We start from the raw sequence: 20,023 nt of genomic DNA on the forward strand, positions 1-20,023 counted from the left end.
GGACGGTCTCGTCCGGCACCCGCGGAGCGTGCGGGTCAGCTGATGGCCGACTCCATCTCGGCGATCATGCTGCGTGCGGCGTCCTCGGGGCTGGAGCGGTCGAAGAACACGTCCAGCTCGTAGCGGTAGAGGATCTCCTGCAGGGTGCTGAAGCCCAGCGGCGGGACCGGCAGCGCCTCGCCCAGCTCGGGCTGGATCTCCTCGATGAACTCCGCGGCCGCGGTGTCCGCCTCGCTGAGCTCGGGCAGCACGGCCTCGCGCACCGTCTCGTTGGCGGGCAGGCCGCGGTCCGCGAGGTTGATCTTGCCGGCCTCCTCGCTGTTGACCATGAAGTCGATGAACGCCTTGACCTCCTCGGGGTGCTCCGTCCGGGCGGAGCCGGACATGAACATCGCCGACTTCTGGAAGAGCTGCGCACCGCCCTCCGAGCCGTCCGTGCTCGGGAAGCGCAGCGGGACCAGCTGGTTGCCGGACGCGGCGTTGAGGGCGCTCAGCTGGTTGGTCCACCACATGCCCATGGCCGCGCCGTTGGTCCCGGTCAGCGACTGGTCGGGACCCGGCTCCTGGTCCTCCGTGATCACCGAGGCCGGGGGCAGGGCGCCGTCCTCCATCATCTGGCGCCACAGGCCCAGGTAGCCGGCGGCGTCGTCGGCCTCGAAGCCGAGCTCGCCCTCGGGCGTGGTGAGCTCCTTGCCCTGCTGGCGCAGCCAGATCTGGAAGCCGGCCGGCTCGTTCGGGCCGCTCATGCCGTAGGCGTCCGTGTTCTCGTCGATCTGCTGGGCGACCTCGGAGAAGTCGTCCCAGGTCCAGGTGGAGTCGTCCGGCAGCTCGACCCCGGCCTCCTCGTAGATGGCCGGGTTGGCCATCATCGCCATCACGTTGACGCCCGTGGCCACGCCGAAGAGACCCTCCTCGGTCCGGCCGCTGTCCACGACCCCCTCGTCGAGCTCGGCGACGTCCACGTCGGAGAGGTCCAGCAGCGCGCCGTTGTTGGCGTACTCGCGCAGGTACTTCTCGTCCATCTGGATGATGTCGGGGGCGTCGCTGGAGGCCGTCTGCGTGGCCAGCTTGTCCCAGTAGCCGCCGAAGTCGCCGTACTCGCCCACGACGGTGACCCCCGGGTTCTGCTCCTCGAAGGCGTCGATGATCTCCTGCGTCTGCTGGTGGCGGGTGTCCGAGCCCCACCAGGCGAAGCGCAGCTCGACGTTGCCGTCGTCGCTCGCGCCGTCGGCGGCGCCGCAGCCGGTCAGCGCCAGTGCTGACACGCTGAGGACGGTGGCGGCCTTCGCGAGGGTTCCCGTTCGCTTCATGCTGATCTTGTCTCCTTGGGTGTGGTCCATGTGCTTGGAAAGCGTTTTCCAGAGCGTAGCTGTGAGCTGCCTCACGGGTCAAGGGGTCGTCCGGAAATTTGTCGGCCGTGTCGGAGCGGTCTCCGGGGGCGCCGGCCGCGCCCCTAGGCGACGCCGAACTCCACGCTGTCCGTGGTCCAGGCGCGGGCCTGGCCGCTGAGCGTGATGCCCAGTCCGGGGCGGCCCGGGACGAGCATCCGTCCGTCCCGGGTCTCCAGGCGCTCCTCGAACAGCGGGTCGAGCCAGTCGAAGTGCTCCACCCACGGCTCCCGCGGATAGGCCGCCGCCAGGTGCAGGTGGATCTCCATGGCGAAGTGGGGGGCCAGCCCGAGTCTGCGCTGGTCGGCCAGGGCGGCCAGGCGCAGGAACTGGGTGATGCCGCCCACCCGCGGGGCGTCGGGCTGGATGATGTCGCAGGCCCGGCTCTCGATCAGGCGGACGTGCTCCGCGACGGAGGCGAGCATCTCGCCCGTGGCGACGGGCGTGTCCAGGGCCGCGGCCAGCTGGGCGTGGCCCTCGGCGTCGTAGGCGTCCAGGGGCTCCTCGATCCAGACGAGGTCGAACTCCTCCAGCCGGCGGCCCATGCGCAGGGCCGTGGTGCGGTCCCACTGCTGGTTCGCGTCCACCATCAGGGGCACGTCCGCGCCGATGTGCTCGCGCACGCCCGCGACCCGCCGCAGGTCCTCGGCCGAGTCCGGCAGGCCCACCTTGATCTTGATCCCGCCGATGCCCTCCTCGAGGGAGCGCGTGGCGCGGTCCTGCACCTCCTCCAGGGAGGCGTTGAGGAATCCGCCCGAGGTGTTGTAGGTCCGCACCGAGTCCCGGTGGGCGCCCAGCAGCTTGGCCAGCGGCAGGCCTGCCCGCTTGGCCTTGAGGTCCCAGAGGGCCACGTCGATCGCGGCCAGCGCCTGGGTGGCCACCCCGGAGCGGCCCACGGAGGCGCCCGCCCACAGCAGCTTGTCGTACACCTTGGCGATGTCGTTGGGGTCCTCGCCGAGCAGGCCCTCGGCCACCTCCTTCGCGTGGGCGTACTGGGCGGGACCCCCGGCCCGCTTGGAGTAGCTGAAGCCCACTCCGGCGTGCCCCTGCTGCGTGGTGATCTCGGCGAAGAGGAACACCACCTCGGTCATCGGGCGCTGCCGGCCGGTGAAGACCTTGGCGTCGGAGATGGGGGTGCGCAGGGGCAGCGTGGCGGTGGAGAGCGTGACGTGGCGGACGGTGTCCGGGGTGTACGGCATGGCGGATCCTCGAGGGTCTTGGCGGGAACGGTCAGCCCAAATAATACAAGTAACACACTTGTATGACTAGTGTGCTCGGAGTACGGGAGTCGGTCCGTCGTCGAAACACTCTGTACATAGTTATTGTGACCTGCAACACTGGCGGCGAGACCCTGCACCCCACCCGCGGGCCGCGCTCCCGGGCACGCGCCGCGGAAAGGACACGGACCGATGCCGAACGCCACGCCCCAGGCCGGACCGGCCGCCGCGCTGCTCCAGGACTTCTCGCTCGAGATGACGGGCAAGGACGTGCCGGCCCTGGAGGAGGCCGCTGCCGTGGTCCCGCCGGGCACCCGGATCAACGTGACCTTCCTCGGCAACGAGGACCTGACCATGCGCGTGGCCGCGGCCCGGGCGGTGCGGGAGCACGGGTTCGTCCCCGTGCCCCACCTCTCGGCGCGGAGGCTGCGCTCGCAGGCCGAGCTCGAGGAGTTCCTCGCGGCGCTCGCGGAGGTCGGCGCCGCCGAGCACGTCTTCGTGGTGGGCGGGGACCCCGAGACCCCGGAGGGGCCCTACGAGGACTCGCTGTCCGTGATCCGCACCGGGGTGCTCCAGCAGCACGGGGTGCGCGGAGTGGGCGTCAGCGGCTATCCGGAGGGCCACCCCGGCATCGACGACGCCGTCCTGTGGTCCGCCCTGACCGACAAGACGGCCGCGATCCGCGAGCAGGGCCTCGAGCCCGAGATCATCACCCAGTTCGGCTTCGACAAGGACCCCGTGCTCGAGTGGCTGGCCGAGGTGCGCCGCCGCGGCGTCCACGCCCCGGTGCGGATCGGGGTGCCGGGTCCGGCGGGCGTCAAGCGCCTGCTCGGCTACGCGCGCCGCTTCGGGGTGGGCACCTCGGCCGGCATCGTGCAGAAATACGGCTTCTCCTTGACGAACCTGCTGGGCACCGCGGGCCCGGACCGCTTCCTGCGCGACCTCGCCGCCGGTCACGACCCGGCCGTCCACGGGCAGGTGCTGCTGCACTTCTACACCTTCGGCGGGCTGCGGGCCACGGCCGAGTGGGTCCGCGAGTTCGGCGCGAACGGGCGGACCCCGTGAGCCCGGCGCACCCGTCGATGCTCCGCCCGGACCACGCGAGCCTCGTGGTGCACGGCCGGGACCAGCCGGGGATCGTCGCCGTCGTCACCGAGGTCCTCGCCCGGCACGGCGCGAACATCGTGGCCCTCGACCAGCACTCGGACGACCCGGAGGGCGGGGCGTTCTTCCAGCGCACGGTGTTCCACCTGCCCGGATACCCGGCCCTGCGGCCCGCGCTGGAGCAGGACCTCGGCGCGGCCCTCGCGGACGGCTTCGAGCTGGAGTGGCGGTTCACGGACCTCTCGGTGCCGCGGCGCGTGGCGATCTTCGCCTCGAAGTCCGACCACTGCCTGCTGGACCTCGTCTGGCGCCAGCGCCGGGGCGAGCTGCCCATGACCATCTCCATGGTCGTCTCCAACCACCCGGACATGGCCGAGGACGTCCGCGGCTTCGGCATCCCGTTCTTCCACGTCCCCACCGGGGACAGGGCGGCGGCCGAGGCGGAGCACCTGCGGCTGCTGCAGGGCAACGTGGACCTCGTGGTCCTCGCCCGCTACATGCAGATCCTGTCCTCCTCGTTCCTCGCCGCGGTCGGGGTGCCGGTGATCAACATCCACCACTCGTTCCTGCCCGCCTTCATCGGGGCCGAGCCGTACCGGAAGGCCAAGGAGCGGGGCGTGAAGATCATCGGCGCCACCGCCCACTACGTCACCGAGGACCTCGACGAGGGCCCGATCATCGAGCAGGACGTGGTCCGGGTCTCGCACCGGGACTCCGCGCAGGAGCTCGCCCGCCGCGGCGCGGACGTGGAGCGCCAGGTGCTCTCCCGCGCCGTGCTGTGGCACTGCCAGGACCGCGTCATCCGCCACGACCCCCAGACCATCGTGTTCTGATCCCCGTTCCCGCCCCGGCCGCGCCCGCGGCCGGGGCACCACCGCAGAGAAGGAGCTCACCGTGGCACCCCGCACTCTCCAGGACGTCCTCGACGCCTCGAACGGCACCGTCGAGCTGCTGCGCAACTCGCAGATCGGCGCGTACGTCTATCCCGTCGTCGCCCCCGAGTTCCACAACTGGCGCAGCGAGCAGAGGGCGTGGCGGGAGACCGCCGTGCTCTACGACCAGTCCCACCACATGGACAACCTGTTCATCCGCGGCAAGGACGCGCTGCGCCTGATCTCGGACACCGCGATCAACAGCACGAAGACGTTCCCCGTGAACAAGGCGAAGCAGTACGTGCCCACCACCCCGTCCGGCCACGTCATCGGCGACGGCATCCTCTTCCACCAGGAGGAGGACGAGTACGTCTACGTGGGCCGCGCCCCGGCCGCCAACTGGCTGCTCTACCACGGCGAGACCGGCGGCTACGACGTCGACATCGAGGTCGACCGCCGCTCCCCGTCCCGTCCGATGGGCAAGCCCGTGGTCCGCAAGTACTGGCGCTTCCAGATCCAGGGACCCACCGCGTGGCAGATCATCGAGAAGCTCAACGGCGGGCCGCTCGAGCAGCTGAAGTTCTTCACGATGGACCGCATGAGCGTGGGCGGCGCCCAGGTCCGCACCCTGCGCCACGGCATGGCAGGGGAGCCGGGGCTCGAGATCTGGGGCCCCTACGAGTCCTACGACCAGGTGCGGGCCACGATCCTCGAGGTCGGCGCGGAGTTCGGCATCGTGCCCGTGGGCGCCCGCGCCTATCCCTCGAACACCCTCGAGTCGGGCTGGATCCCGTCCCCGCTGCCGGCGATCTACACCGGCGAGGGCACGGCGGACTACCGGAAGTGGCTCGGCGCCGACAGCTACGAGGCCACCAACGCGCTCGCGGGCAGCTTCGTCTCCGAGAACATCGAGGACTACTACCTCACGCCGTGGGAGCTGGGCTACGGGTCCTTCGTGAAGTTCGACCACGACTTCATCGGCCGCGACGCCCTGGAGCAGGTCGACCCCTCGACGCAGCGCCGGAAGGCGACCCTGGCCTGGAACGCCGAGGACATGCAGAAGATCTTCGCCTCCCTCTTCGACACCGAGGGCCCGGACTACAAGTACTTCGACCTGCCCCTGGCCAACTACGGCTCGTCCAACTACGACGCGGTGGTCGACGCCGACGGGCGCACCGTGGGCCTGTCCATGTTCACCGGCTACAGCTACAACGAGCGCAAGGGCCTGTCCCTGGCCACCGTGGACCCGAACGTGCCCGAGGGCACCGAGCTGAAGGTGGTCTGGGGCGAGCCGGACGGCGGCAGCCGCAAGACGACCGTGGAGCCGCACGAGCAGCTCGAGGTACGCGCCGTGGTCAGCCCGGTGCCCTATTCCGAGGTGGTCCGCAAGGAGTACCACGGCGGCTGGCGGACCGCCTCGGCCCAGGGTTAGCCGAGGAGCCGCCGGAGGGAGCCCAGCACCGGCCCGGGCTCCCACCGGCCGGCGCCGTCGACCGCCCCGACCGGGTGCACGCCCGCCACCGAGTTGGTCACGAACACCTCGGTGGCCCGGGCGAGCTCCTCCCAGCGCACGGGCCGCTCGCGGACGTCCGCGCCGGCGGCGCGCAGCGCCGCCAGCACCCGGGCGCGCACCACCCCGGGCAGGATCCGGCCGTCCGCGGGCGGGGTGAGCACGGCGCCGTCGACGACGACGAAGACGTTGGCCCGGCCCGTCTCCAGGAGCGTGCCGTCGGCGTCCACGAGCAGCGGGTCGCAGCTGCGCGACCACAGGCCCGGGACGGGTTCGTGGGCGAGCACCCGGCGGTCCGCCCACTTGTGCCCGCCGAGGCCGCCGGGCAGCCGGACGGGCACGAGCCGCCACGGCGGCACCGGCTCCGCGGGCAGTGCCGTGGCGGCGATCGTCACGGTCACGGCGCCCTCCGGGGCGGGCAGGGCCGTGATCCGCAGCCGGTGGGGGCCGGGCAGCGCGGCGGCCCGGTCCACCACCTGCGCGCGGACGTCCGCGGGCAGGGCGGCGCCCCAGCACGCGAGGCAGCTGGCGCCGAGCCGCTCGAGGTGGGCCGGGAGGTCCACGGGCGCGCCCTCGCGCACGAGCAGCGTGGTGAAGACTCCCTCCGCGCGGACGGGCGGGACCACCGGCAGGTCCGGCAGGAGCTCGAGGGCGGTCGCGGGCCGGTGCCCGTCCCAGTCCCGCCGCAGGTCCTCGTCCAGGGCGGCCCCGACCGCGTCGAGCAGGGGCACCGCCTTCACGAGCGTCTCGTGCGTCTCGTCCGCGGGGTCGGAGTCGGCCACGATCCCGCCGCCCACCCCGAGCCGGACCCGGTTCCCGGCGAACTCGAAGGTGCGGATCGCCACGTTGAGCACCAGACCCGCCGGTCCCGCGCAGCCGACCGCCCCCGTGTAGACCCCGCGGGCCGCGGGCTCGAGGGCGTTGACGATCTCCATGGCCCGGATCTTGGGCGCTCCCGTGCAGGACCCCGGGGGGAACGTGGCGCGCAGCAGCGACCCGTCCCCGAGGCCCGGTGGCAGCCGTCCGTGCACGTCCGCCACCAGGTGGTGGACCCCGGTGTGGGGCTCGACCCGGGGTGCCGCGGGGGCCCGCACCGATCCCGGCACGCACGCGCGGGAGAGGTCGTTGCGCATCAGGTCCACGATCATGACGTTCTCGGCCCGGTTCTTCGCCGAGGCGTGCAGGGCCGCCGGATCGCTCGCGGCCGGTGCGGTGCCCTTGATCGGGGACGTCAGCACCGTGCGCCCGGTGCGGCGCAGGAACAGCTCCGGCGACAGGCTCGCCACCGCTCCCTCCGGCAGGCGCAGGAAGGCGGCGAAGCGTGGGGTCAGGGCCTCCTGGCCGGCGCAGAACAGGTCCAGGGGGTCGCCCTCGAACCCGGCCTCGAGACCGCGGCAGATGTTGGTCTGGAAGACGTCGCCGTCGCGGATGTGGCCCAGCACCGCGGTCACGGCGGCGGCGTGCGCGGCCGCCGAGGCGTCGGCCGTGAAGGACCCGCACCGGTAGGGCGCGGGCCCGTGCGGGCGGTCCGCGGCGGACCGGGCCAGTTCGCGGGCGGCCGCTCGCCGGGCCGGGTCCGTGCCCGGCAGCCACTCGAGCACCCACGCGCCGTCCGCGGCGCGGTGGCGCAGGACGTGGTCGTAGTAGCCGAGGTGGTGGTCCGGCAGCAGGGCGGCGCGCGGCGGGGCCGCGGGGAGCCGCTCGAGCCGCCGGGCCAGCTGGTAGCCGAGGTAGCCGATCCAGCCGCCGCCCACGGCGGGCCCGGGGCCGTCCGTCCGGTGCTCCTCCGGCGGACCGTCCTCCTCGCGGGAACCCTCCTCCTCGGGGGAGCCGTCCTCGTGCGGGGCTCGCGCGTCCAGGGCGGCGAAGGGGTCCTCGTCGGCGCCCAGCACGCGCAGCGGCCGGACGCCGATCACGGTGTCCCCGCCGTGCCAGTCGCCGAACAGCCCCACCAGCCCGGGCTCGTGCCGCAGGGCCCGCAGCATCTGCACCGGGGTCAGCCGGACCCCGGTGAGGATCTCCTGCCTCGCCATGCCGGGCCTCAGCCGTTCTCCGCGGCGGTGGCGGACGGCCCGCTGCCGCCGGCCTCCGCCTCGAGCCGCCAGCGGGAGTTCGCCAGGTGCGCGCGCATCGCCGCCGACGCGGCGAGGGGGTCCCGGGCCCGGATCGCGTCCAGCACCGAGCGGTGCTCGGCGGCGACCCGCGCCGCGCGCCCACCGCCCGGGGCGCCGTCCAGCCGGCGCGGCGGCATGGTGATCATCGCGGGCCCCAGGCCGGTCAGGGCGTCCACGTAGTACGGGTTCCCGCTGGCCTCCGCCACGGTCCGGTGGAACTCGAAGTCGTTCCCGAGGGACGCGGCCGGGTTGTCGACCTCCTCCTCGGAGCGCGTCAGGGCGTCCTCCATGCGGGCGAGCTGGTGCTCCTCCCGGGCCGTGGCCGCCAGCGCGGCGGCCTCGGACTCGACCCCGGTGCGGAAGGCCAGCAGCCGGCGCCGGTCCTGCAGGGTCCGCACCGGCCGGCTCGTCCCGCCGGGCGCGGCCGGTGGGGTGAGCACGAAGCTGCCGCTGCCGCGCCGGGTGTGCACGAGCCCCTCCGCCTGCAGGCGGGCGACGGCCTCGCGCACCACCGTGCGGCTGACCCCGTGCTCCGCGATCAGCGTGCTCTCGCTGGGCAGGCGCTCGCCGGGGGAGATGCGCCCGTCGACGATGCGGGCCCGGAGCTCGTCCACGAGGGCGGAGGTGAGGTTGCGGCTCATGGGGACATGATCCCATCCCGGGGGAGTCCTCGCAGTCCCGGTGCTCAGGGCCGGTGGGGCTCCTCGACCACGCTGCGGCCGGTCCCCGGCCGGGACTCCCAGGCCCAGGTCTCGTGCAGGCGCACCCGGCCGTCCCCGAGGACCTCGATGCGGGAGGTGCACGCCCCGCCGGCGGTCTGCCCGGCCGTGTCCAGGTGCGAGTAGCGGAAGCTCAGCCCGTCCCCGGCGCGGGTGCCCACGAGGAAGCCCCGGCGCACCGGGCCGCCCGCATACTCGGCCCACACGAGGTCGCCCTCCTGGTGGTAGGCGAAGAGCGTGTCGGTGCCCACGTCCCCGTCGGCGGTGTTGCGCACGCCCACGAACGTCCTCCCGTCGAGGTCCACGGTCTCGGGTGCGGTCGGCGGTGCCGGAGCTGGATCGGTCATGGGTCCACGGTACGGGCAGCCGGGCGCCGTCGTTATCGGTCCGCGATAACCTGCCTTGGCGGGCCGCTCCACGGGCCGTGACACTGGCACGGAGAGCCCCGGGTGCTGCGGGGCGTCCGCGAGAAGGGAGCAGGGATGATCTTCATCGTCGTCAAGTTCAAGGTGAAGCCGGAGTGGGCCGACCGCTGGGTCGACTTCTCCCGGGAGTTCACGGAGGCCACCCGCGCGGAGCCGGGCAACCTGTGGTTCGACTGGTCCCGCAGCGTGGAGGACCCCCACGAGTTCGTGCTCGTCGAGGCCTTCGAGGACGACGGCGCGGGCCCGCATGTGAACAGCGAGCACTTCGAGAAGTTCACGGCGGAGGCCCCGCGGGCGCTCGTGGAGACCCCGCAGATCATCAGCGAGCAGATCTCGGCCTCGGGCTGGAACCGGATGGGGGAGCTCACGGTCGACTGACCGACCTCCGGGGCACCGCCGGCCCGGGGGCCTGGCCCCCGGGCTGTTGGCAGGTGCAACCCGGCACGCCAGAATGTGAGGCATGACCGCACGCGACCCCGGCATGGCCTCCGTGCAGAAGGCCTTCGCGCTCCTGGACGTGGTCGCCGCGGACCCCCGCGGTGCCACGGCCAAGGACATCAGCACCGAGCTCGGGATGCCGCTGCCCTCGGTCTACCGGCTGCTGCAGACCCTCGTGGCCTCCGAGCACGTGGTGCACCTCCGGGACCAGCGCCGCTACGGCCTGGGCTACAAGCTCCACGCCCTCGACGCGTCCCTGCGCCAGCAGGTCGCCGTCCCCGCCACCGTCCGCCGCGCGGTGCAGGAGCTGCACGGGAGCGCCGACGCCGCCGCCTACTTCGCGGTCTACCGCGGGGACGCCATCGTGGTGGCGCACGTCGTCGACTCCCCGCGCCGGCCGCGCATCGACCCCATGGGCTTCGGCTTCACGGACGCCGCGCACGCCACGGCCTTCGGCAAGATCCTGCTCTCCCGCATGGACGACGACGAGGTGGCGGACTACCTCGGCCGCCACGGGATGCGGCCGCTGACGGACCGCACGCTCAGCACCCCGGAGGACCTCGGACGCGAGCTGGGGCGGGTGCGCGCGGAGGGCATCGCCGTGGAGCGGGAGGAGTTCGTGCCGGGGGCGTCGTGCCTGGCCGCGCCCGTGGTCGACTCCGCCGGGCGCACCCTCGGGTCCGTGGCCGTGTCCCTGCGCCCCGCCGACTTCGAGCGGCGGCACCGGACGGTCGCACCCGTCCTGCGGGACGCCGCGGACCGGGTGGGACGGGCCCTGCGCGCGGCGGAGGGCTGCCCGGACCGGTCCGCGACCGGCTGAGCAGCCCTCCGCCGCACGGCGGCTACAGGTGCCGGCCCGCCAGCTGCTCGGCGATGTAGTCCGCCTGCCGGACGGCCAGGGCCACGATCGTCAGCGTCGGGTTCGCCGCCGCGCCGGTCGTGAACAGCGAGCCGTCCGCGACGAACAGGTTCGGCACGTCGTGGGTCTGGCCGAACGCGTTGGTCACCCCGTCCTCGGGCCGCTCGCTCATCCGGGCCGTGCCCATGTTGTGGGTCGACGGATAGGGCGGGGTGTGGTGCACGGAGGTCGCGCCCACGGACTCGTAGAGCAGGGACGCCTGCTGGTAGCCGTGGTTGCGCATCGCGACGTCGTTCGGGTGGTCGTCGAAGTGCACGTTGGGCACGGGCAGCCCCAGGTGGTCCGTCACGGAGGAGTTGAGGGTCACCCGGTTGCGCTCCTGCGGCATGTCCTCGCCCACCACCCACATCCCGGCGGTGTTCTCGTAGCCGTCCAGCAGGGCCGTGTACTCCGGCCCCCAGGAGCCGGGGTCCACGAAGCTGGCGAGGAAGGGGAGGCCCAGGGAGATCGTCTCCATGTAATAGCCGCCGGCGAAGCCGCGGTCGATGTCGTGCCGGGACTCGTCCGCGACGAGCCCGGCCATCGTCTCGCCCCGGTACATGTGCACCGGCCGGTCGAACTGCGCGTAGATCGAGCCCGTGGTGTGCCGCATGTAGTTGCGGCCCAGCTGCCCGGAGGAGTTCGCGAGCCCGTCCGGGAACAGCGGGGAGCCCGAGAGCATGAGCAGCCGGGGCGTCTCGATCGCGTTGCACGCCACCGCCACGAGCCGCGCCCGCTGCCGCTGCACCCGGCCCTCGCCGTCGACGTAGAGCACGCTGTCGACCAGGCCCCGCTCCGTGTGGGTGATCTGCACGGCGTGGCTGTCCGCGCGCAGGTCGAGGTTGCCGGTGCGCAGGGCCTTGGGGATCTCCGAGACGAGCGTGGACCATTTCGAGCGGTTCTTGTCGCCCTGGAAGTTGAACCCGTCCTGGACCGAGGCCGGGCGCCCGTCGTACGGTTCCGCGTTGGTCCCGTAGGGGCCGGTCGCGTAGTGCCGGTAGCCGAGCTTCTCCGCGCCCGCGGCGAGCACCTTGTAGTTGTTGTTCGCAGGCAGTGCGGGGCGGCCGTGGCGGTGGGTGCTGCCGATCTTCCGCTCGGCACGGTCGTAGTACGGGGCGAGGTCCTCCAGGCCGATGGGCCAGTCCAGGAGGTTGGCGCCGTCGACGCGCCCGTAGACGCTGCGGGTGCGGAACTCGTGGGCCTTGAACCGGGGGGTGGCCCCGGACCAGTGGGTGGTGGTCCCGCCGACGGCCTTGACGATCCACGCCGGGAGGTTGGGGAAGTCCCGGGCGATCCGCCACGACCCCGTGGTGGTGCGCGGGTCCAGCCATGCCATCTGGTGGAAGGCCTCCCACTCGTCGTTGACCCAGTCGTCCGGGGTCAGGTGCGGCCCGGCCTCGAGGAGCACCACCTTGACGCCCTTCTCCGCGAGCTCGTGGGCGAGGGTGCCTCCGCCGGCTCCGGAGCCGATGACGACGACGGCAGTGTCGTCGTCGAGGTCGATCTGCGCCGCGCGCTGCTGGTCCTGGGGCGTGGTGGTCATGCGGTCTCTCCGTGGTCGATGACGTCCGACCCCTTGAAGAGGTCGCTGAAGGGTTCGTCGGTGGTCTCGGAGGCGCCCTGCTGGTCCAGGTTCCAGCCCTCCTTCGGGGCGGCGGTCGCCACCGGGTAGCCGAGGGGCCCGCACTCGGTCAGCTCCTCCTCGGACTCCTCGACGCGCGGGTCCGGCAGCCAGTCCAGGTCGTCGAAGCCGCGGTGCAGATAGCCGCCCTTCGAGAAGGACTCGCCCTCGTAGCCCAGGGCCTCCCACACCTCGTGGTCGTCGTAGAGGTGCAGCACGGTGGTGCGGCGGATGAAGCCGAAGAACTCGAGGTCGGCGATCCGCCGGAGCACCTTGAGCGCGGCGTCGTCCGGCAGGTCCACGAACGGGGCGTCGCTGAGCGAGTTCAGGGTCAGGAGCCCCTGGGTCAGGGCCATCCGGAACCACGTGGAGGACTCGGCCTCGGCGGCGATCTTCTCCGCCATCCGTTCGTACGGGCCGTCGGGGATCCGGGGGTGGGGGAACGCCACCCGGATGACGCGGGTGAGGGTGCGCTTCGCCTCGTCGGTCAGGGCGAGGGCGTTGAGAGCGGAGTACTTCGCGGGATAGACCATGGGTCTCCTCCTCGTCGGCGGTGACGGGTGTGACTCGAAGTGTGATCCAGCGCACGCCGCGGGGCCAGGCCCGTTATCGCAGGACGAGAATCGGCGCCCGTGAGAGCATGGGCCGACCGAAGGAGGCCGTGTGATCGTCGAGCGACTGCCGGAGCACCTGCACGGGGACGCCGTGTCCCTGTGGGAGGAGGCGGGGCTGACCCGCCCCTGGAACGACCCGCGCGCGGACCTGGAGCGGGCGCTCGGGAGCCCGTCCTCCACCGTGCTGGCCGCCGTCGAGGAGGGCCGCCTGACCGGCACCGCCATGGTGGGCCACGACGGCCACCGCGGCTGGGTGTACTACGTGGCCGTGCACCCGTCCCGCCGGGGCCGGGGACTGGGCCGCGATCTGATGGCCGCGGCCGAGCGGTGGGTGGCCGGGCACGGCATCCCGAAGATGCAGCTCATGGTCCGCGGCACGAACACGGGCACCCGCGAGTTCTACGAACGGATGGGCTACGCCGTGCAGGACACCGTGGTGCTCGGGAAGTTCTTCGACCCCGAGCGGCAGGCCCAGCAGAGCGGCTGACCCCGGCTCAGCCGAGGGGATCGGTGACGCCCTGCGGGCAGTCGTAGCGCGCGAAGTCCCAGGCGCTGCGGCGCGCGCCGGCCCGGTAGGCGCTGTCCCAGAACTCCAGCACGGCGCCGTGGGGATCGGGCAGCACCCGCACGTCGTCGTAGCGCAGGACCGCGAGGTGGCCGGTGCCGCGCTCGCTCCAGGACGCGGCCTCCGGTCGCAGGGGCTCGTCGGCCAGCCCGTCGGGCTCCGGGGCCGTGTAGGAGTAGAAGGCCGGCGCCGGGAAGGCGGGGTCCCCGAACCAGAACCCGGAGCTGATGACCTCCCGCGAGTAGGCCTCCCGGGTGACCGGGTCCGTGCCGGGCGGGGGATCCACGGAGCGGTCGGCGAAACGGGTCACGGTGATGTCGAACGTGTGCCAGAAATGGTGCACGGGGCTCGTCTTCCCGGACCAGCCGGCGGCGAACTCCTCCAGCAGCAGGTTCACCTGGCCCAGGACCTGCCAGTAGCGGGTGACGGCGGCGGGGTCGTAGGCGGCGTGCTCGGTGTCGGCGCCGAACGGGCGCCCGGAGTCGGGCAGGTCGAACGGGTGCGGACGGGCGATGACCACCTCGGCCCCCACCGCCTCCAAGGCGTGCAGGACCCGGGCGTGGAACTCGGCGACGGACAGCCCCGGCAGGGCGAAGGAGTGCCGGGCCCCGGCGGCGGTGCTCACGTCGAGGCGGTGGTCCAGGAAGTCGAAGTCGATCGCGAAGACCGGGTCCCGTCCCATCGGGCGGGTGGTGATGCCGCGGCCGGTGACGTGGAACGGGACGTTCCACCAGTGGTTGCGGCGCGGCGCGGCCGCCAGCCGCACCTTGCCGACCACCTGCGCGAACCGGTGGACGGTGTCCAGGGTGTCCCGCCAGGACTCGTAGGGCATCTCGGGAAAGGCGGCGTGGGTCATGGCTCCTCCTGCGCTCCAGTGTGCGGTCCGGACTGCACGGCGTCCAGGGGTGTCCGCGGTCCGGCGGAAGTGCCACAGTGGTGCGGGAGGCCGCGGTGGGCGGCGTCCTGCGCGGTGGAGGTGGTCGGCATGAGCGACGACGACGTGAACGACGACATGGGCGAGGACGTCGACGAGGGCGTCCCGCCGAGCGGCACGGGCTGCGCCGAGTGCCTGGAGGCCGGCGGGTGGTGGGTGCACCTGCGCCGGTGCGCCCGGTGCGGCCACGTCGGCTGCTGCGACACCTCGCCGGCCCAGCACGCCACGGCCCACCACCGGCGGACCGGCCACCGGTACGTGCGCAGCTTCGAGCCGGGGGAGTCCTGGTACTGGGACTACGCCACCGGGTCGTTCACCCGGGGGCCGGACCTGGCCCCGCCCCGGCACCGCCCCGAGGACCAGCCTGTTCCCGGCCCCGAGGGTGCCGTGCCCGCCGACTGGCGCCGGCACGTGCACCGGTGACGCGTCCACCGGTGCTCCGTCCGCCGGTGCCCCGTCCGCCGCGCGCCCGGCCATGACCGCCCCACGCGGCCCCGCAGCCGCGCCCCGGCTGCTGTCGTGGGGGCAGCGGCGGGCCCGGTGGGTGCTGGCCGCCACCGTGCTCGGCTCGGCCCTGACGTTCATCGACACGACCGTGGTGAGCATCGCCCTGCCGTCCGTCGGCGCGGACCTGGACGCGGGCAGCACCGGGCTGACCTGGGTGGTCAACGGGTACACGCTGACGCTGGCCGCCCTCGTCCTGCTGGGCGGCTCGCTGGGGGACCGGTTCGGCCGGCGCAGGATCTTCCTGATCGGCGTCGGCTGCTTCGCCGGGGCCTCCGCACTGTGCGGCCTGGCCCCGGACGTCACCGTCCTCGTCGCCGCGCGCGCCGTGCAGGGGATCGGCGGGGCCCTCCTGGTGCCGACCGCGCTCGCGATCCTGCAGGCCTCCTTCGCGCCGGAGCACCGGGCCCGCGCCATCGGCGCCTGGTCGGGGCTCACGGGGGTGGCCTCGGCCGTGGGGCCGTTCGCGGGCGGCTGGCTGGTCCAGGCCACCTCCTGGCGGTGGGTGTTCCTGGTCAACCTGCCGCTGGCGCTCGCGGTGGTGCTGATCGCCCGCCGGCACGTGCCCGAGTCGAGGGACCCGGCGGCCTGCCCGCAGCTGGACGTGCCGGGCGCCGCGCTGCTGGTGGCCGGTCTGGCGGCGCTGACGCTCGGGCTGACCGCCGCGGCCGGCGACGACCGGTCGGTCCCGGCCGTGGGCGGGGCGCTCGCGGCCGGGGCGGGGCTGCTGGGGGCGTTCCTGCTCCGGGAACGCCGGGCGGAGTCCCCGCTGCTGCCGCCCGCCCTGCTCGGGCGGCGGCTGTTCGTCGCGGCGAACGTCATCACCTTCGTGCTCTACTCCGGCCTGGGCGCGGTCTTCTTCGTGCTCGTCGTCGCCCTCCAGGTGGGGGCGGGGTTCTCGCCCGTGGCGGCCGGGCTCTCGCTGCTGCCCGTCACCGCCCTGATGCTGCTGCTCTCGCCGTCGGCCGGTGCCCTGGCGCACCGGAGGGGGCCGCGGCTGCCCCTGACGGCCGGTCCGCTGCTCGCCGCGCTCGGGGTGCTCCTGCTGGGCCGGGCCGGGCCCGGGGCGCACTACCTCCTGGAGGTGCTGCTCCCGGCCGCGGTCTTCGGCGCGGGGCTGACCCTCCTGGTCACCCCGCTGACCGCCACGGTCCTCGGTGCGCTGCCCACGGAGCAGGCCGGGCTGGCCAGCGGCGTCAACAACGCGGTGGCGCGCACGGCGGGACTGCTCGCGGTCGCGGCGATCCCGCTCGTGGGCGGGCTCGGGGAGACCGGCCTCACCGACCCGGCCCGGTTGCGCGACGGCTTCCCCGTGGTGATGGGGGTCTGCGCGGGTCTGCTGGCCGTGGGCGGGCTGCTGTCCGCGGTGGTCCTGCGCCCCACGGCGCGGGGCGGCCCGGGACGGCTTCGCCGCGCGACACATTGTTGACCCGCTCCGCAGTGCGTCTCTACTCTGAAGCCCCCTCGTCGCTGGACAGATGTTCGAGGATGCTCGGACACGGCGGTGCGCCGGGACGCCCTCACCGCCCGAGCAGCAGCGAAGCCGGTGGGGCACCGGTATGCTCGCGCAGTCGCGCGGGATTCCGCTTCGCTTCCCGGCCGGATCGTCCCGAGGACGTGATGTGCCGTGCGCCCTTCCCTCATCACTGCAATTGCCGCCTTACCCCGTGCCCGTGAACGGCGACCACATCGGGGACGCGGACGTGGGGGAGGGTCCGCGCTGGCCCTCGCCGCGCTCCTGGCCGGCGGGCCGGCCGCCACCGCCGTGGAGGCCGGGGTCGAGCCGCAGACCGATGCGGCCAGGGCTACTCAACCCGCTCCTGGGCTCGAGCAGTTCTACGCCCAGGAACTCGTGTGGACCGCGTGCGGCGTGGCCGCGGAGTGCGCACGGGCGCGCGTTCCACTGGACTACGACCACCCCGTTGGGGGCGAGATCGAACTGGCGCTGACACGGCTGGCGAGCTCCGATCCTTCCGCCCGGCGAGGATCCATGCTGGTCGACTTCGGCGGTCCCGGAGTGACCGTGGCAGGATCGATCGAGGCGTGGGCATCGGGGCTGGACCCGTCGGTCCGTACGGCCTACGACATCGTCGGCGTCGACCCGCGCGGTGTGGGCGCGTCCACGGCGGTGGAATGTGTGGACGACGCCACGCTGGACGAGCTGCGCGCCGCCCGGTTCGATCCTGATACGGCCGAGGGGCTCTCCGAACTCACCGCGTTCTCCGAACAGTTCGCCGCGGCGTGCGCGGCGAATACCGGGTCCCTGTTGGGCGAGGTCGACACCGTCAGCGCCGCGAGGGACCTGGACATCCTGCGGGCGGTGCTGGGCGAAGAGGAGCTCGACTACCTCGGCTACTCCTACGGGACCGACCTGGGCGCCACCTACGCCGAGATCTTCCCCGAGCGCACGGGACGGTTTGTCCTCGACGCGGCGCTTGACCCGAGCCTCGATGCTGCAGAGCGCACGCTCGGTCACGCCGCGGCCCTCGAGCGAACCCTTCGCGCCTACGCCGCCTCCTGCCTGCCCCAGGAAGGCTGCCCGTTCGACGGCACCGTGGACGACGCCGTGGCGCAGATCCGGGACCTGCTCGAGCGACTCGAGACGGACCCGTTGCCCACCACCGACGAGCGTGCGCTCACCGTTGACCAAGCGATCTATGGCATTTCGCTCCTCTTGCCGGAGGTCCGGGCGTGGCCGGATCTGAGCCAGTTCCTCCGCCAGGCCATGGAACAGGGCGACGGGACGGGGCTGCTGTTCCTGGCGGACGTCTATTGGGGCCGCGGTCCGGACGGCAGATACTCGGGCAATGCGTACGAGGCCCACATCGCGGTCAACTGTCTCGACCATCCGGTGGACACCGATCCCGCCGCGATGGCGGCGCTCGACGAGCAACTGCAGGAGGCGTCGCCGACCCTCGGCGACTGGTTAAGTCACGGAGAGGTGATTTGCGGGGCCTGGCCCTACGATCCCGTCCGGGAGCCGGTCACGATCGACGCTGCCGGGGCCGGGCCCATCCTGGTCGTGGGGAGTACGGGGGACCCGGTCACGCCCTACGCGTGGTCACAGGCGCTCGCCGAGCAGCTCGAGGGCGGGCACCTGCTGACTCGCGAGGGGGAGGGGCACACCTCCTACACACGGGGTGACACATGCATCGACGCCATCGTCAACGACTACCTCCTGGCGGGTGTGCTGCCGGCGGAGGAAGGGACCTGCTGAGCCGGGGGAGTCCCTCGCGGAGCGGGCAGAAAGCGGCCGGTACGAGATCGCCCCCGCACCGGCCCAGCCACCAGGGAAATCAGGAAGATCCGGCAGCTCCGGCCCATCCTACTGAGACGCGGGTCACGGATCACCACTTGATTTTCCGGCCCGCGTCAGGACCGGGGCGGGCCGCTTCCGCAGGCCGACCGGGAGGACACAGGACGAGGAACAGAGGGATGTCATGAAGAATCGTGACGTGATCCGCCAGAGCGTGGTCGTGGGCGCCGTGGCCGGGGGCATCCTCAGCGGTGTCACGGCGGACTACGGAACGGCCGAGGACGGCCGCAGCCTGCTCGTGCCCGCGGACGGCGCCTTCGTCATCTGGGTGCCCGTCTACGGCGGGATCATCGGCTACACGGTCCGTCAGGCGAGGCCGTCCGCCCGGGCGGACGCCCTCCTCCGCCGCACCGGCGTTCCGACGGCGTGCGCCGTGGGGCTGTCCGGACTGTGGGCCAGGACGCAGGACCTCCCGTGGCTCCAGCTGCCGCTGGTCGCCGCGACGGCCGCTGCGGCGTGGACCGCCTACGCCCGGGCAGAACCGGCCGATCCCGTCGAGCGTGCCTCCGCGGCCGACCGGTGGCTGGTCAGGGCGCCACTGGGGCTGTTCGCGGGCTGGCTCGGCCTGGCCTCGGTGGTGGCCAGTGCGGAGGCGCTCATCGAGGTCGGGGCGCTGCCGGGAGCCGCGGCGCCGGAGGCCCGGGCCGCGGTCCTGCTGGCCGCCACGGCCGCGTCGACCGGGGCCGCCGCCTGGCGGCGGCCCGTGTCCCGGGCCTATCCCGCAGCCGTGGTGTGGGGGCTGGCCGGCGTGGCGGTGCAGACGGCCGGGCGCCACCCCTGGCCGGCGGTCTCCGCTCTGGCAGGGGCGGCCGGCGTCACGGCTGCGGCCGTCCTCGCCCCGCGCCCCCGCGGCGGAGCCCGGGGCGCGGCAGACCCGGCAGCTGACCGGCCAGGGAGGCGACGAGGGCCAGCCCGAACCCCGCGGCCTGGAGCCCGGTGAGCGTCTCGTCCAGCAGCAGCCACCCCAGGGCGGCGGCCGTCACCGGGGTCAGCGGGATCAGCAGGGTCAGGCTGGTGGACGGCACGCGCCGGCCGGCGTGGAACCACGCGGCGTAGGCGACGGCGCCGCCCGGCAGCGCCAGCCAGGCGTAGCCGAGCACGGCCGGCAGGTCCAGGACGAACGCCCCGGTCTCCAGCAGCGGCACGAGCGGCGCGATCATGAGACCGCCGAGCGCGAGCTGCCAGCCGGTCGCCGCGAGTCCGTTCATGCCCTCGGGCAGCCCCCACCGGCGGGTCAGGACCACCCCGGCGGCCATGACCGCGGTGCCGGCGAGGGCCGCGGCGAGGCCCAGGGCGTCCAAGGTGACGGTGCCGGCGAACACGGCCACGGACACGCCCGCCACCGCGGTGAGGGACCAGAGCACCCGGGGGAGCGGGGTGCCCTGCCGGAAGGCCAGGAGGAGCAGGAGGGCCGCGACCAGGGGCTGGGCGGAGCCGACGACCGCGGCGAGGCCGCCCGGCAGGCGGTACGCGCCGAGGAAGAGCAGGGGGAAGAACGCCCCGAAGTTGAGCAGCGCGAGCACCGCGAACCGTCCCCACCAGGCGCGCGGCGGCAGCTGCCTGGTCATGGCGAGCAGCAGCAGACCGGCCGGGAGGGCCCGGAGCAGGGACGCGGTCATGGGGCGGTCCGGCGGCAGCAGCTCGGTGGTGACCACGTAGGTCGTGCCCCACACGACCGGCGCCACGGCGCCCAGGAGGATCAGCCGGGCGTGACCGGCCGGGGCGTGGTCCACCGCCGCACCTCCGATCCGCTCTGCACCCCGTGCCGGCCGGGCTGCCCCGAT

General features: G+C 73.5%; 18 protein-coding genes. 9 read left to right on the forward strand and 9 right to left on the reverse strand.

The genetic code is table 11. The features are described 5' to 3' along the window. Nucleotides 1-35: 35 nt before the first annotated feature. Together ACFU0Y_RS04960 and ACFU0Y_RS04965 are read right to left on the reverse strand one after the other, a co-directional pair. Nucleotides 36-1,310, reverse strand: a complete 1,275-nt coding sequence (locus tag ACFU0Y_RS04960; RefSeq protein ID WP_380213337.1) for an ABC transporter substrate-binding protein — start codon at nt 1,308-1,310, stop codon at nt 36-38. Between the two features lie 143 nt (nt 1,311-1,453). After that, nucleotides 1,454-2,587 carry a mandelate racemase/muconate lactonizing enzyme family protein gene (locus tag ACFU0Y_RS04965; protein ID WP_380213338.1) on the reverse strand — a complete coding sequence of 378 codons (1,134 nt, stop codon included), beginning with the start codon at nt 2,585-2,587 and terminating at the stop codon, nt 1,454-1,456. A gap of 210 nt (nt 2,588-2,797) precedes the next feature. Here ACFU0Y_RS04965 and ACFU0Y_RS04970 point away from each other — a divergent pair, with 210 nt between their 5' ends. The 3 genes from ACFU0Y_RS04970 to ACFU0Y_RS04980 all read left to right on the forward strand — a co-directional run bounded on the left by ACFU0Y_RS04970 (nt 2,798) and on the right by ACFU0Y_RS04980 (nt 6,013). After that, entirely contained in the window at nt 2,798-3,670 is an 873-nt protein-coding gene (locus ACFU0Y_RS04970; protein WP_380213339.1) for a methylenetetrahydrofolate reductase, read from the forward strand. 17 nt (nt 3,671-3,687) lie between these two features. Beyond that, complete coding sequence (purU, locus tag ACFU0Y_RS04975) at nt 3,688-4,542, forward strand: formyltetrahydrofolate deformylase (protein ID WP_380213366.1); 855 nt, start codon at nt 3,688-3,690, stop codon at nt 4,540-4,542. 61 nt (nt 4,543-4,603) lie between these two features. Further along, the gene (locus ACFU0Y_RS04980) at nt 4,604-6,013 is read left to right on the forward strand and encodes an aminomethyl transferase family protein (RefSeq protein ID WP_380213340.1); all 1,410 of its coding nucleotides are present in this window, start codon (nt 4,604-4,606) and stop codon (nt 6,011-6,013) included. Here the strand turns inward: ACFU0Y_RS04980 and ACFU0Y_RS04985 are convergent. The 3 genes from ACFU0Y_RS04985 to ACFU0Y_RS04995 are packed head-to-tail and all read right to left on the reverse strand — an operon-like array spanning nt 6,010 to nt 9,271. Further along, nucleotides 6,010-8,124, reverse strand: coding sequence for a bifunctional anthranilate synthase component I family protein/class IV aminotransferase (locus ACFU0Y_RS04985; RefSeq protein ID WP_380213341.1), 2,115 nt, complete (start codon nt 8,122-8,124; stop codon nt 6,010-6,012). The two genes, ACFU0Y_RS04980 and ACFU0Y_RS04985, sit on opposite strands and share 4 nt — an antisense overlap. Nucleotides 8,125-8,132: 8 nt before the next feature. Further along, nucleotides 8,133-8,846, reverse strand: a complete 714-nt coding sequence (locus ACFU0Y_RS04990) for a FadR/GntR family transcriptional regulator (RefSeq protein ID WP_380213342.1) — start codon at nt 8,844-8,846, stop codon at nt 8,133-8,135. Nucleotides 8,847-8,890: 44 nt separating this feature from the next. Next, the gene (locus ACFU0Y_RS04995) at nt 8,891-9,271 is read right to left on the reverse strand and encodes a hypothetical protein (RefSeq protein WP_380213343.1); all 381 of its coding nucleotides are present in this window, start codon (nt 9,269-9,271) and stop codon (nt 8,891-8,893) included. A 135-nt stretch (nt 9,272-9,406) separates the two neighbouring features. Here ACFU0Y_RS04995 and ACFU0Y_RS05000 point away from each other — a divergent pair, with 135 nt between their 5' ends. Together ACFU0Y_RS05000 and ACFU0Y_RS05005 are read left to right on the forward strand one after the other, a co-directional pair. Next, on the forward strand, nt 9,407-9,727 hold the full coding sequence (locus tag ACFU0Y_RS05000; protein WP_380213344.1) for a putative quinol monooxygenase: 321 nt from the start codon (nt 9,407-9,409) through the stop codon (nt 9,725-9,727). Between the two features lie 82 nt (nt 9,728-9,809). Continuing rightward, nucleotides 9,810-10,607 carry an IclR family transcriptional regulator gene (locus tag ACFU0Y_RS05005; RefSeq protein ID WP_380213345.1) on the forward strand — a complete coding sequence of 266 codons (798 nt, stop codon included), beginning with the start codon at nt 9,810-9,812 and terminating at the stop codon, nt 10,605-10,607. Between the two features lie 22 nt (nt 10,608-10,629). On the opposite strand, the gene ACFU0Y_RS05010 is transcribed toward ACFU0Y_RS05005, so the two are convergent. Both ACFU0Y_RS05010 and ACFU0Y_RS05015 read right to left on the reverse strand, forming a co-directional pair. Next, nucleotides 10,630-12,228 (reverse strand): GMC family oxidoreductase, encoded by a 1,599-nt coding sequence (locus ACFU0Y_RS05010; protein WP_380213346.1) that lies wholly within the window; start codon nt 12,226-12,228, stop codon nt 10,630-10,632. Further along, nucleotides 12,225-12,839 carry a hypothetical protein gene (locus ACFU0Y_RS05015; protein ID WP_380213347.1) on the reverse strand — a complete coding sequence of 205 codons (615 nt, stop codon included), beginning with the start codon at nt 12,837-12,839 and terminating at the stop codon, nt 12,225-12,227. Before ACFU0Y_RS05015 ends, ACFU0Y_RS05010 begins: the two co-directional genes overlap by 4 nt. 130 nt (nt 12,840-12,969) lie before the next feature. On the opposite strand from ACFU0Y_RS05015, the gene ACFU0Y_RS05020 reads away from it, so the two are divergent. After that, a complete protein-coding gene (locus tag ACFU0Y_RS05020; protein WP_380213348.1) occupies nt 12,970-13,407 on the forward strand; it encodes a GNAT family acetyltransferase in 438 nt (145 codons plus the stop codon). A 7-nt stretch (nt 13,408-13,414) separates the two neighbouring features. Here ACFU0Y_RS05020 and ACFU0Y_RS05025 read toward each other — a convergent pair whose 3' ends face one another. Beyond that, on the reverse strand, nt 13,415-14,341 hold the full coding sequence (locus ACFU0Y_RS05025) for a DUF5996 family protein (RefSeq protein ID WP_380213349.1): 927 nt from the start codon (nt 14,339-14,341) through the stop codon (nt 13,415-13,417). Between the two features lie 129 nt (nt 14,342-14,470). Between ACFU0Y_RS05025 and ACFU0Y_RS05030 the strand changes: the two genes are divergently transcribed. From ACFU0Y_RS05030 to ACFU0Y_RS05040, 3 genes are all read left to right on the forward strand, one after another. Beyond that, nucleotides 14,471-14,842, forward strand: a complete 372-nt coding sequence (locus tag ACFU0Y_RS05030) for a UBP-type zinc finger domain-containing protein (protein WP_380213350.1) — start codon at nt 14,471-14,473, stop codon at nt 14,840-14,842. A 52-nt stretch (nt 14,843-14,894) separates the two neighbouring features. After that, nucleotides 14,895-16,352: an MFS transporter gene (locus ACFU0Y_RS05035; RefSeq protein ID WP_380213351.1), complete on the forward strand. Its 1,458-nt coding sequence runs from the start codon at nt 14,895-14,897 to the stop codon at nt 16,350-16,352. Nucleotides 16,353-16,913: 561 nt separating this feature from the next. Continuing rightward, nucleotides 16,914-18,140, forward strand: coding sequence for an alpha/beta hydrolase (locus ACFU0Y_RS05040; protein WP_380213352.1), 1,227 nt, complete (start codon nt 16,914-16,916; stop codon nt 18,138-18,140). 914 nt (nt 18,141-19,054) lie between these two features. Here the strand turns inward: ACFU0Y_RS05040 and ACFU0Y_RS05045 are convergent. Further along, the gene (locus tag ACFU0Y_RS05045; RefSeq protein ID WP_380213353.1) at nt 19,055-19,972 is read right to left on the reverse strand and encodes a DMT family transporter; all 918 of its coding nucleotides are present in this window, start codon (nt 19,970-19,972) and stop codon (nt 19,055-19,057) included. Between the last annotated feature and the right edge of the window lie 51 nt (nt 19,973-20,023).

The sequence above is a fragment of the Kocuria sp. NPDC057446 genome (genome assembly GCF_042802875.1).
Taxonomy (GTDB): domain Bacteria; phylum Actinomycetota; class Actinomycetes; order Actinomycetales; family Micrococcaceae; genus Kocuria.

Bases quoted from the DNA above. Each gene is read 5' to 3' on its own strand.
- ACFU0Y_RS05030 (WP_380213350.1), top strand. From the start codon at position 14,471: ATGAGCGACGACGACGTGAACGACGACATGGGCGAGGACGTCGACGAG.
- ACFU0Y_RS05000 (WP_380213344.1), top strand. From the start codon at position 9,407: ATGATCTTCATCGTCGTCAAGTTCAAGGTGAAGCCGGAGTGGGCCGAC.
- ACFU0Y_RS05005 (WP_380213345.1), top strand. From the start codon at position 9,810: ATGACCGCACGCGACCCCGGCATGGCCTCCGTGCAGAAGGCCTTCGCG.
- purU (WP_380213366.1), top strand. From the start codon at position 3,688: ATGCTCCGCCCGGACCACGCGAGCCTCGTGGTGCACGGCCGGGACCAG.
- ACFU0Y_RS04960 (WP_380213337.1), bottom strand. From the start codon at position 1,310: ATGAAGCGAACGGGAACCCTCGCGAAGGCCGCCACCGTCCTCAGCGTG.
- ACFU0Y_RS04970 (WP_380213339.1), top strand. From the start codon at position 2,798: ATGCCGAACGCCACGCCCCAGGCCGGACCGGCCGCCGCGCTGCTCCAG.
- ACFU0Y_RS05010 (WP_380213346.1), bottom strand. From the start codon at position 12,228: ATGACCACCACGCCCCAGGACCAGCAGCGCGCGGCGCAGATCGACCTC.
- ACFU0Y_RS05015 (WP_380213347.1), bottom strand. From the start codon at position 12,839: ATGGTCTATCCCGCGAAGTACTCCGCTCTCAACGCCCTCGCCCTGACC.
- ACFU0Y_RS04965 (WP_380213338.1), bottom strand. From the start codon at position 2,587: ATGCCGTACACCCCGGACACCGTCCGCCACGTCACGCTCTCCACCGCC.
- ACFU0Y_RS05025 (WP_380213349.1), bottom strand. From the start codon at position 14,341: ATGACCCACGCCGCCTTTCCCGAGATGCCCTACGAGTCCTGGCGGGAC.
- ACFU0Y_RS05035 (WP_380213351.1), top strand. From the start codon at position 14,895: ATGACCGCCCCACGCGGCCCCGCAGCCGCGCCCCGGCTGCTGTCGTGG.
- ACFU0Y_RS04985 (WP_380213341.1), bottom strand. From the start codon at position 8,124: ATGGCGAGGCAGGAGATCCTCACCGGGGTCCGGCTGACCCCGGTGCAG.
- ACFU0Y_RS04990 (WP_380213342.1), bottom strand. From the start codon at position 8,846: ATGAGCCGCAACCTCACCTCCGCCCTCGTGGACGAGCTCCGGGCCCGC.
- ACFU0Y_RS05040 (WP_380213352.1), top strand. From the start codon at position 16,914: ATGCTGGTCGACTTCGGCGGTCCCGGAGTGACCGTGGCAGGATCGATC.
- ACFU0Y_RS04995 (WP_380213343.1), bottom strand. From the start codon at position 9,271: ATGACCGATCCAGCTCCGGCACCGCCGACCGCACCCGAGACCGTGGAC.